Origin of the sequence: Paraglaciecola sp. L1A13, assembly GCF_009796745.1 — a bacterium.
Classification (GTDB): Bacteria; Pseudomonadota; Gammaproteobacteria; order Enterobacterales; family Alteromonadaceae; genus Paraglaciecola.
Window position 1 is genome coordinate 1,995,374 of the sequence record NZ_CP047024.1, and the last position, 18,062, is coordinate 2,013,435.

The window sequence follows — 18,062 nt, forward strand, 5'->3', positions numbered from 1 at the left end:
TTAGGCTCCCTATTTTCTTTGAATATCTTGGAACATCTATATGTCTAATGCTTTGTCACCTGCCCAAAGGTTGACGCAACTCATCAATACGATCAGCGAATATAATTATCAGTACTACGTTGCGGATAATCCGACCGTACCCGATGCCGAGTATGATCGTTTAATGCGCGAATTACTTGAAATAGAAACCGCCCATCCTGATCTACGTAACCCTGATTCTCCTTCACAAAAAGTAGGGGGAGCTGCGCTGAGCGCATTTGAACAAATTGAGCATGAAGTGCCCATGTTGTCTCTTGACAATGCCTTCGATGAAGGCGATATGGTAGCGTTTGAAAAACGTATAAAAGACCGATTAAACATCACTGACGAGATCAGCTTTAGTTGTGAGCCTAAGCTTGATGGCTTAGCGGTCAGTATCTTGTATGAAAACGGTAAGTTAGTGCGCGCAGCTACTCGTGGTGACGGTCGCGTTGGTGAGAATATTACTTCAAATGTACGCACTATAGCCAATGTACCCCTTAGCCTGCGTGGCGATACATACCCGAGTCGTTTGGAAGTGCGTGGCGAAGTGATTATGACTCGCTCGGGTTTCATTAAGTTAAACGAGGCGCAAATTAGCAAAGGAAAAAAACCGTTTGTGAATCCACGGAATGCGGCAGCGGGGAGCCTACGTCAGCTTGACCCTCGAATCACAGCAGCGCGACCGCTGTTGTTTTATAGTTATTCGTTGGGATTAGTTGAGAATGAAAAACAGCCTTTGGACATCACTCATTCAGCACGCTTGAAGCAATTAAGCGAGTGGGGTTTACCGTTAAGCAAAGAGCTGGAAACTGCCCAAGGGGCGAGTGAATGCTTAACCTATTTTCACAAAATAGGCGGGCTGCGAAGTCAACTAAGCTACGATATTGATGGTGTGGTTTTCAAAGTTGATAATATCGAGATGCAACAAGCTTTAGGCTTTGTTGCGCGTGCACCGCGTTGGGCCATAGCACATAAATTTCCAGCGCAAGAAGAAATGAGCACCTTGCTAGATGTTGAGTTTCAGGTAGGGCGGACCGGCGCAATCACGCCTGTTGCGCGTCTTGCACCAACCTTTGTTGGTGGCGTTACAGTATCGAATGCGACACTTCATAACCAAGATGAAATTAACCGACTCGGCATCATGATTGGTGACACAGTCATTATTCGCCGGGCAGGAGACGTTATTCCACAAGTCGTAGCGATAGTGGCTGACAAACGCCCCGAAGACGCGCGCGAGATTGTGTTTCCAGTAGTATGCCCAGTTTGCGAGTCAGCAATAGAAAAGCTCGAAGGTGAAGCCGTTGCTCGCTGTACAGGCGGTCTCTATTGCAAAGCACAACGAAAAGAAGCGATGAAACATTTCGCTTCCCGCAAAGCCCTTGATGTTGATGGGCTAGGGGATAAGCTAATTGAACAACTCGTTGATGCTGACATGGTAAAAAGCCCTGCAGACTTCTTTAACTTGGACATCGCTCCTCTGTCGAGTATGGAGCGCATGGGCGAGAAATCTGCCGTTAATCTGGTTAATGCCTTAGAAAAGAGTAAAAAAACAACATTGGCTAAATTCCTTTATTCTCTTGGTATCCGGGAGGTGGGTGAGGCAACGGCTCAAAATTTAGCACAACACTTTTTAACCTTAGAAGACATCGAACAAGCGGATATTGAATCTCTTCAAACTGTCTCCGACGTCGGAGTTATCGTTGCACAGCATGTGTTTAACTTTTTTCGCGAAGGGCACAACCTTGATGTTATAAAAGCACTGTTAGCAGCAGGTGTGCATTGGCCAAAAATTAGTAAAATTGCACTGGATACGTTACCCCTCGCCGGACAAGTTTATGTTTTAACAGGCACGTTAAACGTCATGGATCGAAATCAGGCGAAAGCTAAATTACAAGCCCTTGGAGCCAAGGTCGCCGGTAGCGTTTCAGCGAAAACAAGTTGTTTAGTTGCTGGCGAAAAAGCGGGTTCAAAACTGACTAAAGCACAGGATTTAGGCGTCAAAGTTATGAATGAAGACGAGATGCTGAAAATGTTTATTGAACTCGAAGGTTAACCCATGGATACCTCAATTATATTTGAAGCCTTAGCTGGTTTAACGCGTTGGGTGAGCCCGTATTATGCTGAGATTGCCATGACCATAGTCGCTACTGTACTGGTGATTTATGGAGATATACTCAACAAAAAAATTAAGCATATTTTGGCGCCATATCATTTTATTGTGCGCACTTTGGTATTTGTCCTTATTTGTGCATTCGGTTATGGGGCACTTGTTATATTCACCACGCCTCACGTGAAGCTCGTACTGCTGATGATCCCCAGCTTGTATCGGGGTATATGCATTATTAGTGTATTTTTGATGTTAGGGTATTTAGCGGAGAACAGGCGCTATATTTAACGCGCGGTTTAGGCGGTGATATCAATATTAGGCAGATAATAATTGTATGTCGTGTCTGCCTCGTTCTAGAAGAAGTTGACGGTTTTAAGCCAGCATTTTCCGCTGGCTTTTTATTATTTTTTGAGTCTGGCTCTGCTTGCAGCGTACTTAGCTTGGCGGACTTGCCATGCTTTAACCACTGACCAACGCCAGATGTAATTCAATCCGAAAAAGCCCGCTAAACCAAAGACAATAGAACATACACCACAACCAAGCAAAAATGCAGGTCCAATAGTCTCAATGCTCTGTACGACCCAATCCCAACTTAACTGGAAATGAAAGGCTTGAGTATCAGTCCCCAATATAGTGGCGCCGACGAGATATGCACCATAAAAAATAGGTGGCATCGTAAAAGGATTTGTTATCCACACGGTTGCCACAGAAAGCGGTAAATTTACTCTTAGAGGGATAGCTGCCCCTGCGGCCAGCCACATTTGAAACGGGACAGGCCAAAATGCGAAAAATAGCCCAACGCCAAAAGCCCCTGATGCTGACCGACGATTCAGATGCCAAAGATTAGGATCGTGCAACAGAGTACCAAATACCTTCAATGCTTTTTGCTTTTTAATTTTATGATGATCAGGTAAGAAGCGTCTAATAAACTTTTTCAGCATAATTCTCTATAATAAGTTGTGAAGTGATACAAAGGATGTGCCTAGCACTATGGACGGTAGACTTTTCAGTTTTATTGCAGCCAGTATGTCCGCCTTATTTTGGTTGTCGCTTCCTGCGTTGTTCATTCTACCAATAATCCTATGTCTTATCATACTGCTGTGGCGTTGGTCGCACATTATTTCAAATTACCAGCGCGTTAAAAACCTGAGTATTTGCTTTTTACTTGGCATTTTTTGGATGGCAAGTGTAGGCCATTGGCAGCAAACTTGGCAACTCCAAGAAGATGATTTTACGCAAGGGATTTGGGTTAAGGGGAAAGTTGCCAGCTTAATTGATAGTCAAACAAACACACGTTTTAACCTTGATATCTCGAATGTTGATGAGCGGTTATTGATACCCAAAAGACGTATCAGAGTAAGTTGGACCAAGCCTATGTGGCCGATAAAACAAGGTCACGTGGTGCAGTTATGGGTAAAACTAAAGCCACCTCATGGTTTAGCCAATCAAGGCGCTTTTCATTATCAACAATGGTTATTTAGTCAAGGAATAGTGGCTACAGGCTACGTTAAAGCAAATAAAAACAATAGCTTACTTGAATCAAGCGTTAGCTTACGGCAACGTTTACTTGATCAGATTATGGCGACACACCTTACCACTGTACCTTGGATAGCTGCATTAGCATTGGGGCATCGAGGTTTACTTACCCCTGATGACTGGCTATTAGTACAGCGAACTGGTATTGCCCATTTAATTGCCATTTCTGGATTGCATTTAGCGCTTGTGGCAAGCCTATGCTATTTATTTATCGCCACAGTCTTACTTTTTTGTTACCGAGTGTTAATCAACTCGCAAAAAGTAAATTTCTACCTTACTAGCGTCGGCATTACCTTATTGGCAACCCTTGGTTATGCTTATTTAGCGGGGTTAGGATTACCCGCAATGCGAGCATGGTTGATGTTAACATTGGCCGCATTTTTACTCTTTACGCGGACACATTGGGCGTTTAAACGTATTTTTTTGGTCAGTGTCAGCGGGTTTATCTTACTATTCCCTTTAAGCTTATTTGGTCAAAGTTTTTGGCTGAGTTTCAGCGCTATATTGATTATTGGCTTTGTTTTTTGGCGATGGCCAATAAGACATATTGGATTTTCAATTAAGGCATGGTTTGCAGGAATGTGCCGTTTACAACTGGCCTTAAGCATTTTGATGCTGCCATTGGTTGCTTGGCAATTTTCTTTTATTTCGTTGGTTGCACCTTTGGTCAATTTAATTGCGGTGCCAATAGTGACATTGATTTTAGTCCCTTTATGTTTGCTGGCAATCATGATGATGCTGTTTTCATTATCGCAATATCAAGCAGTATTGAGCTTAGTTGATAAAGGACTGATTTTCTCGCTTGATATTTTAACAGCTGCCAGTGACTGGTCAGGTGCGGCGCTAAATATTCAAGCTATACCAGCATTAGCATGGATTGGTTTCACATTAGCAACCGTCACTATGTTGTTACCTAAAGGGTTGGTTCCAAAGATCGCTGTGTTGGTGCTTTGTATACCTCTGCTGAGTTTTGGTTTGCGTACCCAATCAACACAATGGCAGGTTAATGTGTTAGATGTAGGTCAGGGCTTGTCGGTAGTCATAAGCAGATACAATAAAGCGTTGGTATACGATGTAGGTGCGTCTTATCCCAGTGGTTTTAATATGGCCGATAGTGCGCTTGTACCTTATTTGCGAAGCCGAGGCATAAGTGAAGTTAACGCGTTGGTACTCAGCCATTTTGATAACGACCATAGTGGCAGCTTACCAGCACTTCGACGTGCTATGCCAATATCACAAACCTACACCACAAAAGATGTGTGCCGTCAGAGCTGGAAGCTTAAATGGCAAGGACTTAATATATTTGCTTTATGGCCCGATGATCCAACGTTGCATAGCGATAACAATAGCTCATGTGTACTGCAAATAACGGATGGTTTTACTCAAGTATTGTTAACTGGGGATATAGATGCGTCCGTGGAGCAAAAACTGGTGAGCCACTATGGGAAGTTATTGCAATCACATATTTTGCTTGCGCCTCATCATGGAAGCAATACTTCATCGTCATGGGAATTTATTAATGCGGTGGCGCCTGATTATGTCATTTTTAGTCAGGGCTTTATGAACCGTTGGGGATTTCCTAGAAACGAAGTGCTTAAACGCTATCAACAAACCGATGCCACGTTGTTTCGTACCTCAGAGCAGGGACAAATACAGCTAACTATCGGTAATGGAGCGATTAAAGTGAAAAAATTTCGAGAGGATATATATCCTTATTGGTATGCAAATCACTAGATTGATTGAAAATTAAGCATTAAATAATTGATAGTTGGGGAAATTCCCCCTAACAGTTACAATATCATCGTATAACCTTAACTAAGTCGAATTATAACGCTTTCATGACACATAATTTACCGTCTCAAAATGTATTCAAACGCTTCGCCGTTTACCTAAAAGACTTCAAGTTGGCCTTTGCTGTTGCCGTTATTGGCATGGTGGGCTACTCGCTGATCGACGCTTACGTGATATCACTGCTGCAACCAATCATTGATGGTAATGGCGGTAAATGGGATTATGACTACCTGCGCTTAGCTGCATATTTCGTCATACCGGTGTTTATGGCCCGCGGCATATTTAATTTTATGGGTACGTACACCCTTTCTTGGATATCAAGTCAGGTTGTGATGAAAATGCGTGAGCAATTGTTTCACCAGTACATGCATTTGCCCGTTGCATTCCACGACCATCACCCATCAGGTCAGCTTATCTCAAAAGTAATCTACGATACTGAACAGGTAGCTGGCGCTGCCGGCAAAGCGTTCTTGACCTTAGTCAGAGAAGGCGCTTTGGTGTTTGGATTATTATTTTGGATGTTCTACCACTCTTGGCAATTAGCGTTAGTGTTTATTCTGATTGGTCCTTTGGTGGCAGTGATAGTCTCGAGCGTCAGTAAACGCTTTCGCTTAGTCAGTAAAAATATTCAGCACGCGATGGGCAATTTAACCTCTTCTGCAGAACAGATAATTAAAGGTCATAAAGTGGTGCTCATGTTTGGTGGCCAAGACTTAGAAGCATCGCGCTTTGCTAAGAAGAATAATCATAACCGTCAACAGAATATGAAATTGGTCATAGCGCAAATTTTAAGTGTTTCATCGATTCAAGTTATCGCATCTGTGGCACTTGCGGTGGTGTTGTACATATCTAGTAAACCTAATTTTATTACTGATTTGACCCCCGGGACTTTTGTTACCGTCGTTGTGGCGATGACCATGTTACTTAAACCGTTGAAGCAGCTCACTACCGTCAATAGTGAGTTTCAAAAAGGTATGGCGGCTTGTGTGAGTATTTTTTCCATACTTGATAATCCTATCGAAAAAGACACTGGGACTAAAGCACTGGATAAAGCCAAAGGTAAATTGGAATTTAGGGACGTGACGTTTCACTATCCTAATAAAGATGATGCGGCTATAACGGATATGTCGTTCACTGTTGAACCCGGTAAAATGTTTGCGTTGGTGGGCCGTTCTGGCAGTGGTAAATCGACCATATCGAGTTTGCTGACACGTTTTTACGATGTAGACCAAGGCACTATTTTACTTGACGATGTACCGCTGCAAGATTTCAAACTGAAAGATTTGCGACGTCAGTTTGCATTGGTGTCGCAACATGTGACCCTATTTAATGACACTATTGCGAATAATATTGCCTATGGCTCTGAAGGGCGCGTGACTTCCGAACAGATTCTAGCAGCGGCTAAAACCGCTCATGCATTAGAATTTATTGACCAATTACCCAAAGGCATGGATACCCTTATCGGTGAAAACGGTTTGATGTTATCGGGAGGGCAACGTCAACGCCTAGCTATCGCCCGAGCAGTCTTGTTAGATGCCCCTGTGCTGATCCTCGATGAAGCGACTTCGGCACTTGATACCGAATCAGAACGGTTGATTCAGGATGCATTGGAAACGTTACAACAAGACCGCACTAGTATAGTGGTTGCACATCGCCTTTCCACTATCGAAAGTGCTGACCAAATCTTAGTTATCGAAAAAGGCTGTATTTTAGAGCAGGGTAGTCATGGTTCGTTACTGTCTCAAGATGGTGCCTACGCGCAATTACACAAATTACAATTTGGTGACGGACCAATCGCGTCGTGAGAATAATAGAAAGGGTTTGGTATCAGCATCCTTGGTACAAATGGCCTGTTTTTATTATGCTTTTTCCTTTAACTATATTGTTTTGGGCCGTATCACGCGCGCGTAAAGTGGCATATTCAATGGGATTAAAGGCATCTGTTAAGGTTTCCGCTCCGGTTATTATTGTGGGAAATATCAGTGTCGGCGGTAATGGGAAAACGCCTATGGTAGTCCATTTAGCTCAGTTTTTGACTGAAAATGGTTACCGGCCTGGCGTGTTGAGTCGAGGCTATGGTGGACACAGTGACCAATATCCATGCACCGTTACATCAACCAGCGAACCGACCGAAGTAGGGGACGAACCTGTATTAATGCGCCAGCATATAACTTGCCCAATGGTGGTCGATCCCAAACGAGCCAGAGGCGCGCAGTTTTTAATAGATACTCATCATTGTGATGTAATTATTTGTGACGATGGCCTACAACACTACGCACTACAACGCGATATTGAAATAGTGGTGATGGACGGTAAGCGCCGTACAGGCAACCACTTTTTGATGCCTAGTGGGCCACTTCGTGAAACAAGATTTCGACTTGCCGAAGTCGATTTTGTGGTAATTAATGGCGAGCGTGCTTCAGAAAATGAACATCTGATGCAACTTGTACCAGGGCAATTGGTGAATTTGAAATACCCAAATCAGCGTTTGTCCTTAGAACAACTTGATTCGCCGATAGTTGCGGCGGCTGGTATTGGTCATCCGCAGCGTTTTTATCGGTTACTCGAGCAACACGCAGTGGTGATAAAAGAATGCCTAAGTTTCGCAGATCATCATGATTTCCAAGAGGGCGATTTGCCACAAGAACGCGTGTTAATGACAGAAAAAGACGCGGTTAAGTGTCAGCAATTTGCATACGACGATTGGTGGTATTTACCTGTTAATGCCAAGCTTGATATAAATTTTGACCGACAATTATTAATAAAATTACGCAACAAAGAAGTGAGATGAACATGGCGTTTGATAAAAAATTACTTGAAATTGTGGCCTGTCCGGTTTGTAAAGGCGTGCTCGTTTTAGATAAAACTGCGGCGGGAGCTGAGCGTCTGGTCTGTCGATTTGATCGTCTTGCTTATCCCATCGAGCATAATATTCCCGTGCTGCTTGAAACCGAAGCGCTGGCATTATCTAGTGAAGAATTAGAGAAAATCACCAAGTAGGACGACAACATGAATTTCAATGTAATCATTCCAGCGCGTTATGCATCGACTCGATTTCCAGGTAAACCTTTAGTTGAAATTAATGGCAAACCGATGGTTCAGCATGTGTACCAGAGGGCGATAGAATCGGGTGCATCCAATATTGTTGTAGCTACAGATGATGCGCGGATTGCTAAAGTTGTCAGTGACTTTGGCGGACAATACTGTATGACGGGTGCTCATCATGAATCAGGCACTGAACGTCTTGCTGAAGTGGTGGAAATGCAAAATATGTTGGCGCAAGAAATTGTGGTCAATGTGCAAGGCGATGAACCCTTTATCCCTGCAGCAAATATACAACAGGTAGCTGAAAACCTTCATCATCACCAGCAGGCTGAAATGGCAACTCTTGCCGTTAAAATTGTTGATGTGGAAGAAGCGTTTAATCCCAACGTGGTAAAAGTTGTATTAGATAAGCAAGGTTACGCGATGTACTTTACGCGAGCTACGATTCCTTACGACCGTGCCCGTTTCTTAGATGAAGATAGCATCGATGAAATTGGTGACTATTATCTTCGCCATGTGGGTATATATGCTTATAGAGCTGGGTTTATCAAGCAATATGTGAATATGTCACCTTCTGGATTAGAGCAAATTGAATCCTTAGAACAGCTTCGTGTTTTGTGGCACGGTGAAAAAATACATGTGGATATTGCTCGTCAAACGCCACCAACGGGAATTGATACCCCTGAAGACTTGAAACGGTTATTGGCTGACTCAAGCATTCTTTGACGTCTCTTATTACTAGGCTGGTTAAGGGGTGAAACGGTGTTAAATATTGCAACAGGTGAGAATCGTGTATTACGACTTGAATTTGTAAAGCATTATCTTGCCAATATCAAACATCTATATTAGTGATAACAGATCTTTATGGGTCATCTAACATTTACTTTTAAGCGATATTTCCAGGGGCATATATGTCGATAAATGCAATAGAGAAAATTGAATTGGGGGTATTCCCTACACCTGTTCATAAGTTACCCCGGCTTTCTGCTTATTTAGGTGGTCCTCAAATTTATATTAAACGCGATGACTTGACCGGATTGGCCCTTGGTGGCAATAAAACTCGCAAACTCGAATACTTACTGGCGGATGCACTGGCGACAGGATGTGATTGCGTGATCACCGCTGGCGCAGCTCAGTCTAATCACTGCCGCCAAACGGCTGCTGGTGCAGCGAAACTAGGGTTAACTTGTCATTTAGTGCTAGGAGGGCAGGCGCCTGATTTGGCGAACGGCAATTTGTTGCTCGACCAACTTTTTGCTGCGCATATTCACTGGAGTGGCGAAAAGCGTAAAGGCGAGGATATCCCTGCGTTGGTTGACCAGTTGCGTGCTCAAGGTAAGAAGCCTTACGTTGTCCCTTATGGCGGTTCAAATACTATTGGTGCATTAGGCTTTATTCATGCTTACTCAGAATTGATGATTCAGTGCGATGCTTTCGCTCAGGACGTGCAGTTTTCCGACATTGTATTTGCCTCAAGCTCTGGAGCAACACACTGTGGACTAGTCCTAGGTAAGCAAATTAACAATGGCAACAGCAATATTCTCGGCATTAATATCGATAAAGACGAACAGGGTAAAGATACCTATAAAAGTCAGTTGCAACAATTGATAGAGCACAGTGCGTCTCAATTGGCTATTGATTACAACGGATCAATAGACGACCTACACTTGATTGATGATTATATTGGTCAAGGATATGGCGTGGTTGGAAGCTTAGAACGCGAAGCGATCGCATTATGTGCCCAGTACGAAGGGATTTTACTTGACCCTGTTTATACCGGAAGAGCAATGGGCGGGTTAATCGATATGATCCGTCGTAAGCAATTTAAAGCAGATAGCAATGTACTTTTTTGGCATACCGGTGGTGCGCCAGCTATATTTGCCTATGCTGATGCTTTGCAGTAGTTTGTTTGTTTTTTGAACGTCTGAATGTAACTAACACATATCAGTTTCGTTTTATCGCTGTAATGCACGATTTTTGTGCAATATAGCCGATATAGTGGTAGATAAATTTTTTTTGAGCCACTATTGTTTACCCCTACTTTAGTCTAATGGTTTGGTGATTTTGTGAAAGTGTTGTTGGCGGTAAGCGTCTTTGTTTGGTTGAGTACGTTTTACGCTTATGCTGAGCAAAGCGAAGATATTGAAAAATTTATTATTGCCGCCCAAGCTGCTACCTATGATTGCCCCAAAAGCGATATTACGCTCGCGCTCGATAACTATCTTGCATCTGATGATTTGGACAAAGACCAGCACGATAGGCTGAATCTCATAAAATCTCATTCGCTGATCTGTGTTGGGCAATATGAACATGCTCGAGATATTCTCAATCAGCTATTTAACGACGACTCAATCGACAAAAGCAGTGCTTTATATGCCGGAGCCGTTTATCAATTGGGTTTTATTTACGATGTGCAGGAAAACCCCAAACGGTGTGATTATTATTCTCAAGCTGAGTCGTTAGCTCGAGACCGTTATTCGGATATTTACCTCAGTGCACAACTAGGTTTGATCACGGTATGTAATCAAAATAACACTGATATTTCGGTGAAATTGGGCAAACTCTATTCATTATTGGAAAAGTTTGTCGAATTGGGCGACGTCGCGGCTATTGCGCATATTCATAATAATATCGGATTGCTGTACGGCGGTATTGGGCAAAATGAGCTAGCCGCGGAGCAGTACTTGAAGTCTTATTATATGGGGCTTGAGGTGTATGCGACGAACAACCAATTGGCGACCCTTATCAGTGCTATTAGTGCCAATATGGCCAGTGGTGATTTTGTTGCCGCTAAACAGCATATCGAAATATTCAGACGAGCCAATTTAACGGTTAATACTCCGCTAACGAATGCTTGGTTGCATTATGCTGAAAGCCGATATTATTTTCGTCTGCAAGAGTATGAATATTTACGCAACAGTTTATTAAAGCTGAATTTTTATTTACCTAAAGTCAGTAGTGACATCATTCACCGTAACGCCAAGTTATACGGAATTGCGCTATGCATTTATGATAACAATAAAACATGTGTAGAAACCTTCATTCAAGAGCAAGAAGCATTGAGCGATTCTCAGCACCGAAAGTTTTTAGCTCGACGAGATTATCTTTGGGTGATGGCCAATGCCTATTTTTACACCGATAATCTTGTAAAAGCCCAAGACGTATTCGATTTATATGTTGAATTGACAAATAAACAGATATTAGACCAGCAACGCTCGGGCAGAGTGCTGGGCGTGGCAAATTTACATAGTCAAATTACCTCCCTTGAAAATGAATTGGAACAGCAGGAAACGCAAAAATATCGTTCAATTGTGATGTTAACACTCGCGTTTATCTTGTTGTTGGCTGGGGTTTACTTCTTTATTGTGAAGCGCTATATCAAAAATGTCAGTAGCGATACATTGACTGGTTTATATAACGAGCGTGCGGTTGTAGGTATGATGAGACGCCTACCGCACGCGCAGAATGGTCGAACTAATGCGCTAGCACTGATCGATATTAGTAACGTTCGAACAGTACAAGGGAAGCATGGCCACACAGTAGGTGAGAAAGCTCTGCTAGCCGTATCCCATTGCTTGCTTAAAGTCACCAGAGAAGAAGATGTAGTCGGGCGAGTGGGCAACGAACAATTTGTGGTGTGCCTGCGTAACATAGATGAAACCCTAGCCCGTGAATTTTTTGAACGAGTGCAAAGCGCATTGAATGACACTCAATTTCTTGCAAGGGTAGGCGAGTATGTCTCGATTGAAAGCCAAATGAGTATTTATATATCAGTCGAGGGGTTCTCTGACATTGAAGAGGTATTATCTGATATGCGGGATTCATTTACAGCAAAGAGTCATCAATAAACGATGAAACAAGTGATTTGTAGTATAGCCACGACCGAAAAGCAGATATCTGCATGCTACCCATTAATGTATCAGCTTCGGCCTAATCTCGCTCATAGTGAGTTTATTGCGCGGGTTTTGCACCAGCAAAAATATGGCTACCAATTACTGCAAGCTATTTGCGGTAAAACCATAAGCGGTGTCGCGGGATTTAGCATCGGTCATAAGCTCGCTTGGGGCAAACATATGTACGTGGACGACTTAATTACAGATACAGAACAGCGTTCAATGGGTATCGGTGCGGTGATGCTTAAATGGTTAGAAAATAATGCATTACAGCAAGGTTGCGGGCAATTACATCTCGACTCCGGTGTACAACGTTTTGCCGCCCATAAATTTTACTTACGTGAAGGGTTTGAGATTTCTAGTCATCACTTTGCGAAGTCACTTTGTTCGATTGAGTAAGCTAAGTTTAATGCGTTTATTACTTCCCCTTAAATACTACGATGATGCAGGACGCGTTAAGCCATCTAAATCACTGCTTTGGTGCTTGTTCTACATTTGTCGACCAATCTGGGTTTTTATCGCATCTTTAACCTTTCGCCAAGATAGTGGCGCATTATTAGCGCTTTTTTATCCCCATAACAGTTATTTTTACAGTAGTTTAGTTATCGCACTTCCGAGCTTTTTAGTTGTATTGATGATCAGCTTTCGGACTAAAATTTGGGATGGCTACGCCAAGATATTATTTAAAGCTATCAAGCCTTTAATATTGTTGAGTTTGGTGACAGATATAGGTTTTCATTTGGTTATGGCATCGAAGCAGAACTGGGGCTTTTCGTGGTTAATTGCACTGACTATTTTACTTGATGGCATTTACCTTTATTGGATAAAAAAGAACAAACATATAGCATTTTTGAGTCAAGACTGGTCGAGACCGCCAGTCTTAACCAAACCATCTAAATAAGTCTTTCTTTTCTTTAGCCATATCATGATTGTGTTGGGTACTTCTGACCCAACCCCTTAATTGGTGCAATATATGTCACTGAAGATTGTTTGCTACCGCTTGTTCGAAGTAATTTTTGACGCTGATCTGGCTATCATTCACTAGCCGTTGATAGCAAATACCTGCAAATGCATATGTATTCCCCGCGTATTCTAATACCACATAGGGCGCACGTTTATCAGATTCGTCATACTTCCAAAATCCACCTACTTTATTGCGAAATAGTTCACCGACATAGGCTCCGTATATATTGCAGATAGTAAATACTGCGTTGTCTTCTAGTGCCTGGGATTTATATTTACCTAACCAGCTTAGAATAACATCGTCAACGATATCAAGACTCTGCTCTGTTTCATCGAGTACGATACCAAACTCATGTTCTGTCGTTTCAATGGCATTTTGTGCGCTATCGATCATTAACTGGGTTAACTCTTCTCTGGTCATTTGCATATTGGTCTCCAAATTTGGTTTATTCTTCTATTAAAGGGTTATTAAAAGGACTTTGTTTTACTAATGTTTTATACAGTAAATTTGAACCTGGGCCGCAAGAATCTGGCTTAGGTTTTATGACGTAACATATCAGAGGCCTAAAACTACTGCCTTTGATGGGTAAACGATGCAGAATTTTGCGCTCGATTAAGTGGTCTACGATAAACTCTGGTAACCAACAAAAGCCGATGTTTTCACGTAGTAAATCTACCGCGGTTTCAAATGTACTGACTGTCCAGCGTTGTTCAGATTTAAGCCACCCCTGCTTTTCACTCGGCGAACTGGATGTATCTTTAATCACAAGCTGTAAGTGTTGTTGTAAGTCGTTTAAATCGATCGGTCCGGTCAGTGATGCTAATTCGTGGTCTGGGTGGCAAACAGGATACAGCGCGCATTCTGCAATCGGCTCGCCTAGAAAACCTTTGGGCATCATAGGTGATATAGCTAAATCTGCCCAGCCTTGGGTTATGGCTTCTTCTGTACCTGTTAACACTGTTTCAATAATACGTAAACGGCTTCCACGGCTTTCCGGATAAAACGCCTTTAATGCTGGATAGAGCAATTTTTTCGGATATGCCAAGTCTACAGCTATGGTAATTTCAGGCTCCCAATCTTGATTGATATTACCCGCTAACTCTTCTAAATCTTGCACGTTTTGCGACAGATGGCGTGAGCGGCGCAACATGACTTCGCCCGCTGCAGTTAAAAAGGCTTTACGACCTTTGACTTCCAATAGCTTAACGCCAAGTTGATCTTGAAGTTTAGCCACGGCGTGGTTCAAAGAAGATTGACTTTTATTTAATTTATTGGCAGCGTGAGCATAACCACCGAAATCGACAACTGCCTGTAGGATCCGCCATTGCTCTATAGTCGTTTTAGCACGATACATTAGGTTTCTAATTTTTAGAAAGGATAGCTCTATGCTAGGGCGAGTTGTGCCGAAAAACAACTTAAGTTGATCTTAAATCGTTGAATTGACGTAATTTGTATTCAGATTTACTTCAATTTGAAAGCTATTTGAAACCTATGCGCTATCAATCTTTTTTACCACTATCAGCCTTAGTTTCTTTGGGGCTGATGTTAATTCTAATACATTTTGGGGTGGTTCCTCCGGGAATAACATTGCTCGAGGACCTAAAAAACACCTTTGACGGTTATTTTTATGTGTTGATTTTAGCGATTATTTTACTTGAATCTGTTGTGTATATTGGTTTTTATTTTCCAGGACAATTTTTTGCAGTTTTGCTTGTGGTGTTAGCTAAACCGGATTGGAATGATATTATATACCTGACATTATCCATGGTTATTGCAGCGACGTTGGGATCGATCATTAATTACTCACTCGGTCGGCGCTTTGCCCATAGTCCAGATACCCGTGACAGTGTGAACAAACACTCCCCAAAAAACGCTAAAAAACAATATTCAATCAAATACCTGTTGATCGCTATGATACACATCAATTCTCTGGCGTTTTATATGTTCAAGCAAGGTGCTCAGGGACGTCCATTTAGAGTGGTATGGTTTGCAGGGTTACTCAATCTGCCATATTACCTGATGTTGATTTTTGCTACATCGACATTAAGTGAAGAGGTCATGCAGCTCGCAGAGAATAGTGTGCTTTTAATCAGTGTCATCAGCGTATGGCTAATGGTTAGTGTGTATTTAGATATTAAAAAGCATCGCTCGTTGAAATCCGGTTAAAGATTATTATGTTGCAAACTTAACCACTGAGTTTATCTATCTTAGGCAGTCAGCGTTGTCTTTTGCGCTTTATCAATAATTTTTTGCATAACACGAGCGGCAGCGACAAAGCCAAATGTGGCTGTTACTGCCACAGATGCACCAAAACCGTTGTTACAATCGAGTTTAACGCTACCGTCGGTCAAATTTTTGGTTTGACACACTGAGCCATCGGGTTGGGGATACCGTAGCTGCTCTGTGGAAAACACACACTCAACGGCGAAGCGGCGTTTTGAATTAGTCGTAAACCCATATTCCTTGCGCAAAATATAACGTAGTTTAGCGGCCAGCGGATCCTGAATGGTTTTTGCTAAATCAGTAACAGAAACTTGCGTAGGGTCAATTTGCCCGCCTGCACCGCCAACGGTGATGATAGGAATTTTATTGCGTTTGCAATGCGCTATCATCGCCGCTTTTGCTTTAACACTGTCAGTCGCTTCCACCACGTATGTCATATCTTTATTGAGTAGATCTATTACGTTTGCTGGCGTGACAAAATCTTCAATAACATCCACTTTACATTCTGGATTGATTAGCTGAATTCGTTCACGCATGGCATCGACTTTTGCTTCGCCAATGGTGTTTTGCAAAGCATGAATTTGCCGGTTGGTATTGGTTACGCAAATGTCATCTAAATCAATCAACGTGATATGCCCAACCGCGCTTCGTGCTAAGGCTTCTGCCACCCAAGAACCGACACCACCAATGCCTACAACACAGACATGTGAATTTCGTAATGTTTCGGTTTCATTTACACCATATAAACGTTGGGTGCCGCCAAAGCGCTGTGAAAATTGACTCATGGTAGAACAGGATCACTATATTAGAATGTTAAACGGCAAGTATATTAGGGCAGGAGCCACGTTTTGCAAGCGTTTGCCACTTGATTCACTGGATGATTTTAGGTGGTATATCAAATGAATGGGATTAAAGGTCGCTAAGTCCCATTTTAATATAATATAAACCGATAGTTCATTGAATAAGATCATCGCTTTTAATACTATTCACCCAGAAAATTTTAGTCATATTCAATTTTAAATTTATAAAAAGGAAAGTTAAATGAAACCTGTCGTTCTAGCCGGTGGTAGTGGAAGCCGTTTATGGCCAAAGTCTCGCGCAGCATTGCCTAAGCAATTTTTGCGTTTGACCTCAAACTTGACCATGTTACAAGACACCGTTGCCAGACTTGATGGGACGAAATCTGAAAAACCCATTGTCATTTGTAACGATTCCCATCGCTTTCTGGTAGCTGAGCAGTTGAGACAGCAGAATGTGCAACATGGTGGTATTTTACTTGAACCTATGGGACGTAACACAGCGCCTGCTATTGCATTGGCTGCCTTGCATGCCTCTTTAAACGGTGAAGATCCAACGTTGTTGGTACTGGCGGCTGATCATCTTATTAATGACAAAGAAGCCTTTCACAAAGCCATTGCCCAAGCAGAAGTCTTGGCTGAGCAGGGCAAGTTAGTCACCTTTGGTATTGTGCCAGACAGTGCTCATACCGGTTACGGCTATATTAAAAGTGGCGAAAAAATTGCACAAGCCGACGTGGGTTTTGATGTAGCTGAGTTCGTAGAAAAACCAGATTTAGTGACGGCTCAGCAATATGTCGACTCGGGTAATTATTTCTGGAACAGTGGTATGTTCTTGTTCAAAGCCAGCCGTTATTTGCAAGAGCTTGAAAAGTACGCGCCTGATATGCTTGATATATGTAAGCGCGCAATCGCAACCGAAGCCCCTGATTTAGAGTTTGTGCGTGTTGATGCCGATATTTTTGCAACCTGCCCAGATGATTCGATTGATTATGCAGTGATGGAAAAAACCGATTCAGCAGCAGTTGTGCCGCTTGATGCTGGCTGGAGTGATGTAGGTAGTTGGTCATCTTTATGGGAAACGGCAAAAAATAAGGATGAAAACCAAAATGTGATCATTGGTGATGCTATTTTAGATGACGTTCATAATAGTTATATCAACGCTGAACAACGTCTTATATCAGTTGTGGGCTTAGACAACGTCGTTGTGGTTGAAACAAAAGACGCAGTATTGGTTGCGCACAAAGATAAAGTGCAAAATATTAAGAACGTGGTGAACAAACTAAAGGCGGACAAACGTCCTGAATTCGAGTTTCACCGTGAAGTATATCGCCCTTGGGGAAGCTATGATTCCATCGATAATGGTGAGCGCTTTCAGGTCAAACGTATCATGGTTAAGCCTGGTGAAAAACTATCGGTGCAAATGCATCATCACCGAGCTGAGCATTGGATTGTCGTTGCAGGTACAGCAAAAGTGACTAATGGTAGCGAAACGCTGCTGTTATGTGAAAACCAATCTACGTATATTCCAGTTGGCGTGATCCACGCCTTAGAAAACCCTGGTAAAATTCCATTAGAGCTTATTGAAGTGCAATCAGGAACCTATCTAGGGGAAGATGATATTGTTCGTTTCTCAGACCGTTACGGTCGTGTTGAATCTAAGTAGTGAAATGTTGTCGCGAGGA

The 18,062-nt window shown here is 42.4% G+C and carries 17 protein-coding genes; 13 read left to right on the forward strand and 4 right to left on the reverse strand.

Annotated features, from left to right (window positions below; genetic code table 11):
* Positions 1-40: 40 nt before the first annotated feature.
* Both ligA and GQR89_RS08335 read left to right on the forward strand, forming a co-directional pair.
* Complete coding sequence (gene ligA / locus GQR89_RS08330) at positions 41-2,074, forward strand: NAD-dependent DNA ligase LigA (RefSeq protein ID WP_158769615.1); 2,034 nt, start codon at positions 41-43, stop codon at positions 2,072-2,074.
* Positions 2,075-2,077: 3 nt separating this feature from the next.
* Positions 2,078-2,416 (forward strand): DUF3392 domain-containing protein, encoded by a 339-nt coding sequence (locus tag GQR89_RS08335; RefSeq protein WP_158769616.1) that lies wholly within the window; start codon positions 2,078-2,080, stop codon positions 2,414-2,416.
* 113 nt (positions 2,417-2,529) lie between these two features.
* On the opposite strand, the gene GQR89_RS08340 is transcribed toward GQR89_RS08335, so the two are convergent.
* Positions 2,530-3,069, reverse strand: a complete 540-nt coding sequence (locus tag GQR89_RS08340; RefSeq protein ID WP_158769617.1) for a DUF2062 domain-containing protein — start codon at positions 3,067-3,069, stop codon at positions 2,530-2,532.
* Between the two features lie 49 nt (positions 3,070-3,118).
* Between GQR89_RS08340 and GQR89_RS08345 the strand changes: the two genes are divergently transcribed.
* The 9 genes from GQR89_RS08345 to GQR89_RS08385 all read left to right on the forward strand — a co-directional run bounded on the left by GQR89_RS08345 (position 3,119) and on the right by GQR89_RS08385 (position 13,294).
* Complete coding sequence (locus GQR89_RS08345) at positions 3,119-5,398, forward strand: DNA internalization-related competence protein ComEC/Rec2 (protein ID WP_158769618.1); 2,280 nt, start codon at positions 3,119-3,121, stop codon at positions 5,396-5,398.
* A gap of 104 nt (positions 5,399-5,502) precedes the next feature.
* The gene (gene msbA, locus GQR89_RS08350; protein ID WP_158769619.1) at positions 5,503-7,260 is read left to right on the forward strand and encodes a lipid A export permease/ATP-binding protein MsbA; all 1,758 of its coding nucleotides are present in this window, start codon (positions 5,503-5,505) and stop codon (positions 7,258-7,260) included.
* Positions 7,257-8,246: a tetraacyldisaccharide 4'-kinase gene (lpxK, locus tag GQR89_RS08355; protein ID WP_158769620.1), complete on the forward strand. Its 990-nt coding sequence runs from the start codon at positions 7,257-7,259 to the stop codon at positions 8,244-8,246. The genes msbA and lpxK overlap by 4 nt, the downstream gene beginning before the upstream one ends.
* A gap of 2 nt (positions 8,247-8,248) precedes the next feature.
* Positions 8,249-8,455 carry a Trm112 family protein gene (locus tag GQR89_RS08360; RefSeq protein ID WP_158772197.1) on the forward strand — a complete coding sequence of 69 codons (207 nt, stop codon included), beginning with the start codon at positions 8,249-8,251 and terminating at the stop codon, positions 8,453-8,455.
* A 9-nt stretch (positions 8,456-8,464) separates the two neighbouring features.
* On the forward strand, positions 8,465-9,226 hold the full coding sequence (kdsB, locus tag GQR89_RS08365) for a 3-deoxy-manno-octulosonate cytidylyltransferase (RefSeq protein WP_158769621.1): 762 nt from the start codon (positions 8,465-8,467) through the stop codon (positions 9,224-9,226).
* 185 nt (positions 9,227-9,411) lie between these two features.
* Positions 9,412-10,404 (forward strand): D-cysteine desulfhydrase family protein, encoded by a 993-nt coding sequence (locus GQR89_RS08370; RefSeq protein WP_158769622.1) that lies wholly within the window; start codon positions 9,412-9,414, stop codon positions 10,402-10,404.
* Positions 10,405-10,566: 162 nt separating this feature from the next.
* Positions 10,567-12,348: a GGDEF domain-containing protein gene (locus GQR89_RS08375; protein ID WP_158769623.1), complete on the forward strand. Its 1,782-nt coding sequence runs from the start codon at positions 10,567-10,569 to the stop codon at positions 12,346-12,348.
* A gap of 3 nt (positions 12,349-12,351) precedes the next feature.
* Positions 12,352-12,792 carry a GNAT family N-acetyltransferase gene (locus tag GQR89_RS08380; protein WP_158769624.1) on the forward strand — a complete coding sequence of 147 codons (441 nt, stop codon included), beginning with the start codon at positions 12,352-12,354 and terminating at the stop codon, positions 12,790-12,792.
* Positions 12,793-12,802: 10 nt separating this feature from the next.
* Positions 12,803-13,294 (forward strand): DUF2919 family protein, encoded by a 492-nt coding sequence (locus GQR89_RS08385; RefSeq protein ID WP_158769625.1) that lies wholly within the window; start codon positions 12,803-12,805, stop codon positions 13,292-13,294.
* A gap of 75 nt (positions 13,295-13,369) precedes the next feature.
* Here GQR89_RS08385 and GQR89_RS08390 read toward each other — a convergent pair whose 3' ends face one another.
* Together GQR89_RS08390 and GQR89_RS08395 are read right to left on the reverse strand one after the other, a co-directional pair.
* Entirely contained in the window at positions 13,370-13,783 is a 414-nt protein-coding gene (locus tag GQR89_RS08390; protein WP_158769626.1) for a hypothetical protein, read from the reverse strand.
* A gap of 19 nt (positions 13,784-13,802) precedes the next feature.
* Positions 13,803-14,711, reverse strand: a complete 909-nt coding sequence (locus tag GQR89_RS08395; RefSeq protein WP_158769627.1) for a LysR family transcriptional regulator — start codon at positions 14,709-14,711, stop codon at positions 13,803-13,805.
* A 137-nt stretch (positions 14,712-14,848) separates the two neighbouring features.
* On the opposite strand from GQR89_RS08395, the gene GQR89_RS08400 reads away from it, so the two are divergent.
* Positions 14,849-15,523, forward strand: a complete 675-nt coding sequence (locus GQR89_RS08400; RefSeq protein WP_158769628.1) for a hypothetical protein — start codon at positions 14,849-14,851, stop codon at positions 15,521-15,523.
* Between the two features lie 41 nt (positions 15,524-15,564).
* Here the strand turns inward: GQR89_RS08400 and tcdA are convergent, their stop codons facing one another.
* Positions 15,565-16,365: a tRNA cyclic N6-threonylcarbamoyladenosine(37) synthase TcdA gene (gene tcdA / locus GQR89_RS08405; protein WP_158769629.1), complete on the reverse strand. Its 801-nt coding sequence runs from the start codon at positions 16,363-16,365 to the stop codon at positions 15,565-15,567.
* 256 nt (positions 16,366-16,621) lie between these two features.
* Between tcdA and GQR89_RS08410 the strand changes: the two genes are divergently transcribed.
* Entirely contained in the window at positions 16,622-18,043 is a 1,422-nt protein-coding gene (locus GQR89_RS08410) for a mannose-1-phosphate guanylyltransferase/mannose-6-phosphate isomerase (RefSeq protein WP_158769630.1), read from the forward strand.
* The last annotated feature ends 19 nt before the right edge of the window (positions 18,044-18,062 follow it).

Excerpts from the sequence above, each read along its gene's own strand:
- ligA (WP_158769615.1), top strand. The coding sequence starts at position 41 with ATGTCTAATGCTTTGTCACCTGCCCAAAGGTTGACGCAACTCATCAAT.
- GQR89_RS08335 (WP_158769616.1), top strand. The coding sequence starts at position 2,078 with ATGGATACCTCAATTATATTTGAAGCCTTAGCTGGTTTAACGCGTTGG.
- GQR89_RS08340 (WP_158769617.1), bottom strand. The coding sequence starts at position 3,069 with ATGCTGAAAAAGTTTATTAGACGCTTCTTACCTGATCATCATAAAATT.
- GQR89_RS08345 (WP_158769618.1), top strand. The coding sequence starts at position 3,119 with ATGGACGGTAGACTTTTCAGTTTTATTGCAGCCAGTATGTCCGCCTTA.
- msbA (WP_158769619.1), top strand. The coding sequence starts at position 5,503 with ATGACACATAATTTACCGTCTCAAAATGTATTCAAACGCTTCGCCGTT.
- GQR89_RS08360 (WP_158772197.1), top strand. The coding sequence starts at position 8,249 with ATGGCGTTTGATAAAAAATTACTTGAAATTGTGGCCTGTCCGGTTTGT.
- kdsB (WP_158769621.1), top strand. The coding sequence starts at position 8,465 with ATGAATTTCAATGTAATCATTCCAGCGCGTTATGCATCGACTCGATTT.
- GQR89_RS08370 (WP_158769622.1), top strand. The coding sequence starts at position 9,412 with ATGTCGATAAATGCAATAGAGAAAATTGAATTGGGGGTATTCCCTACA.
- GQR89_RS08380 (WP_158769624.1), top strand. The coding sequence starts at position 12,352 with ATGAAACAAGTGATTTGTAGTATAGCCACGACCGAAAAGCAGATATCT.
- GQR89_RS08385 (WP_158769625.1), top strand. The coding sequence starts at position 12,803 with ATGCGTTTATTACTTCCCCTTAAATACTACGATGATGCAGGACGCGTT.
- GQR89_RS08390 (WP_158769626.1), bottom strand. The coding sequence starts at position 13,783 with ATGCAAATGACCAGAGAAGAGTTAACCCAGTTAATGATCGATAGCGCA.
- GQR89_RS08395 (WP_158769627.1), bottom strand. The coding sequence starts at position 14,711 with ATGTATCGTGCTAAAACGACTATAGAGCAATGGCGGATCCTACAGGCA.
- GQR89_RS08400 (WP_158769628.1), top strand. The coding sequence starts at position 14,849 with ATGCGCTATCAATCTTTTTTACCACTATCAGCCTTAGTTTCTTTGGGG.
- tcdA (WP_158769629.1), bottom strand. The coding sequence starts at position 16,365 with ATGAGTCAATTTTCACAGCGCTTTGGCGGCACCCAACGTTTATATGGT.
- GQR89_RS08410 (WP_158769630.1), top strand. The coding sequence starts at position 16,622 with ATGAAACCTGTCGTTCTAGCCGGTGGTAGTGGAAGCCGTTTATGGCCA.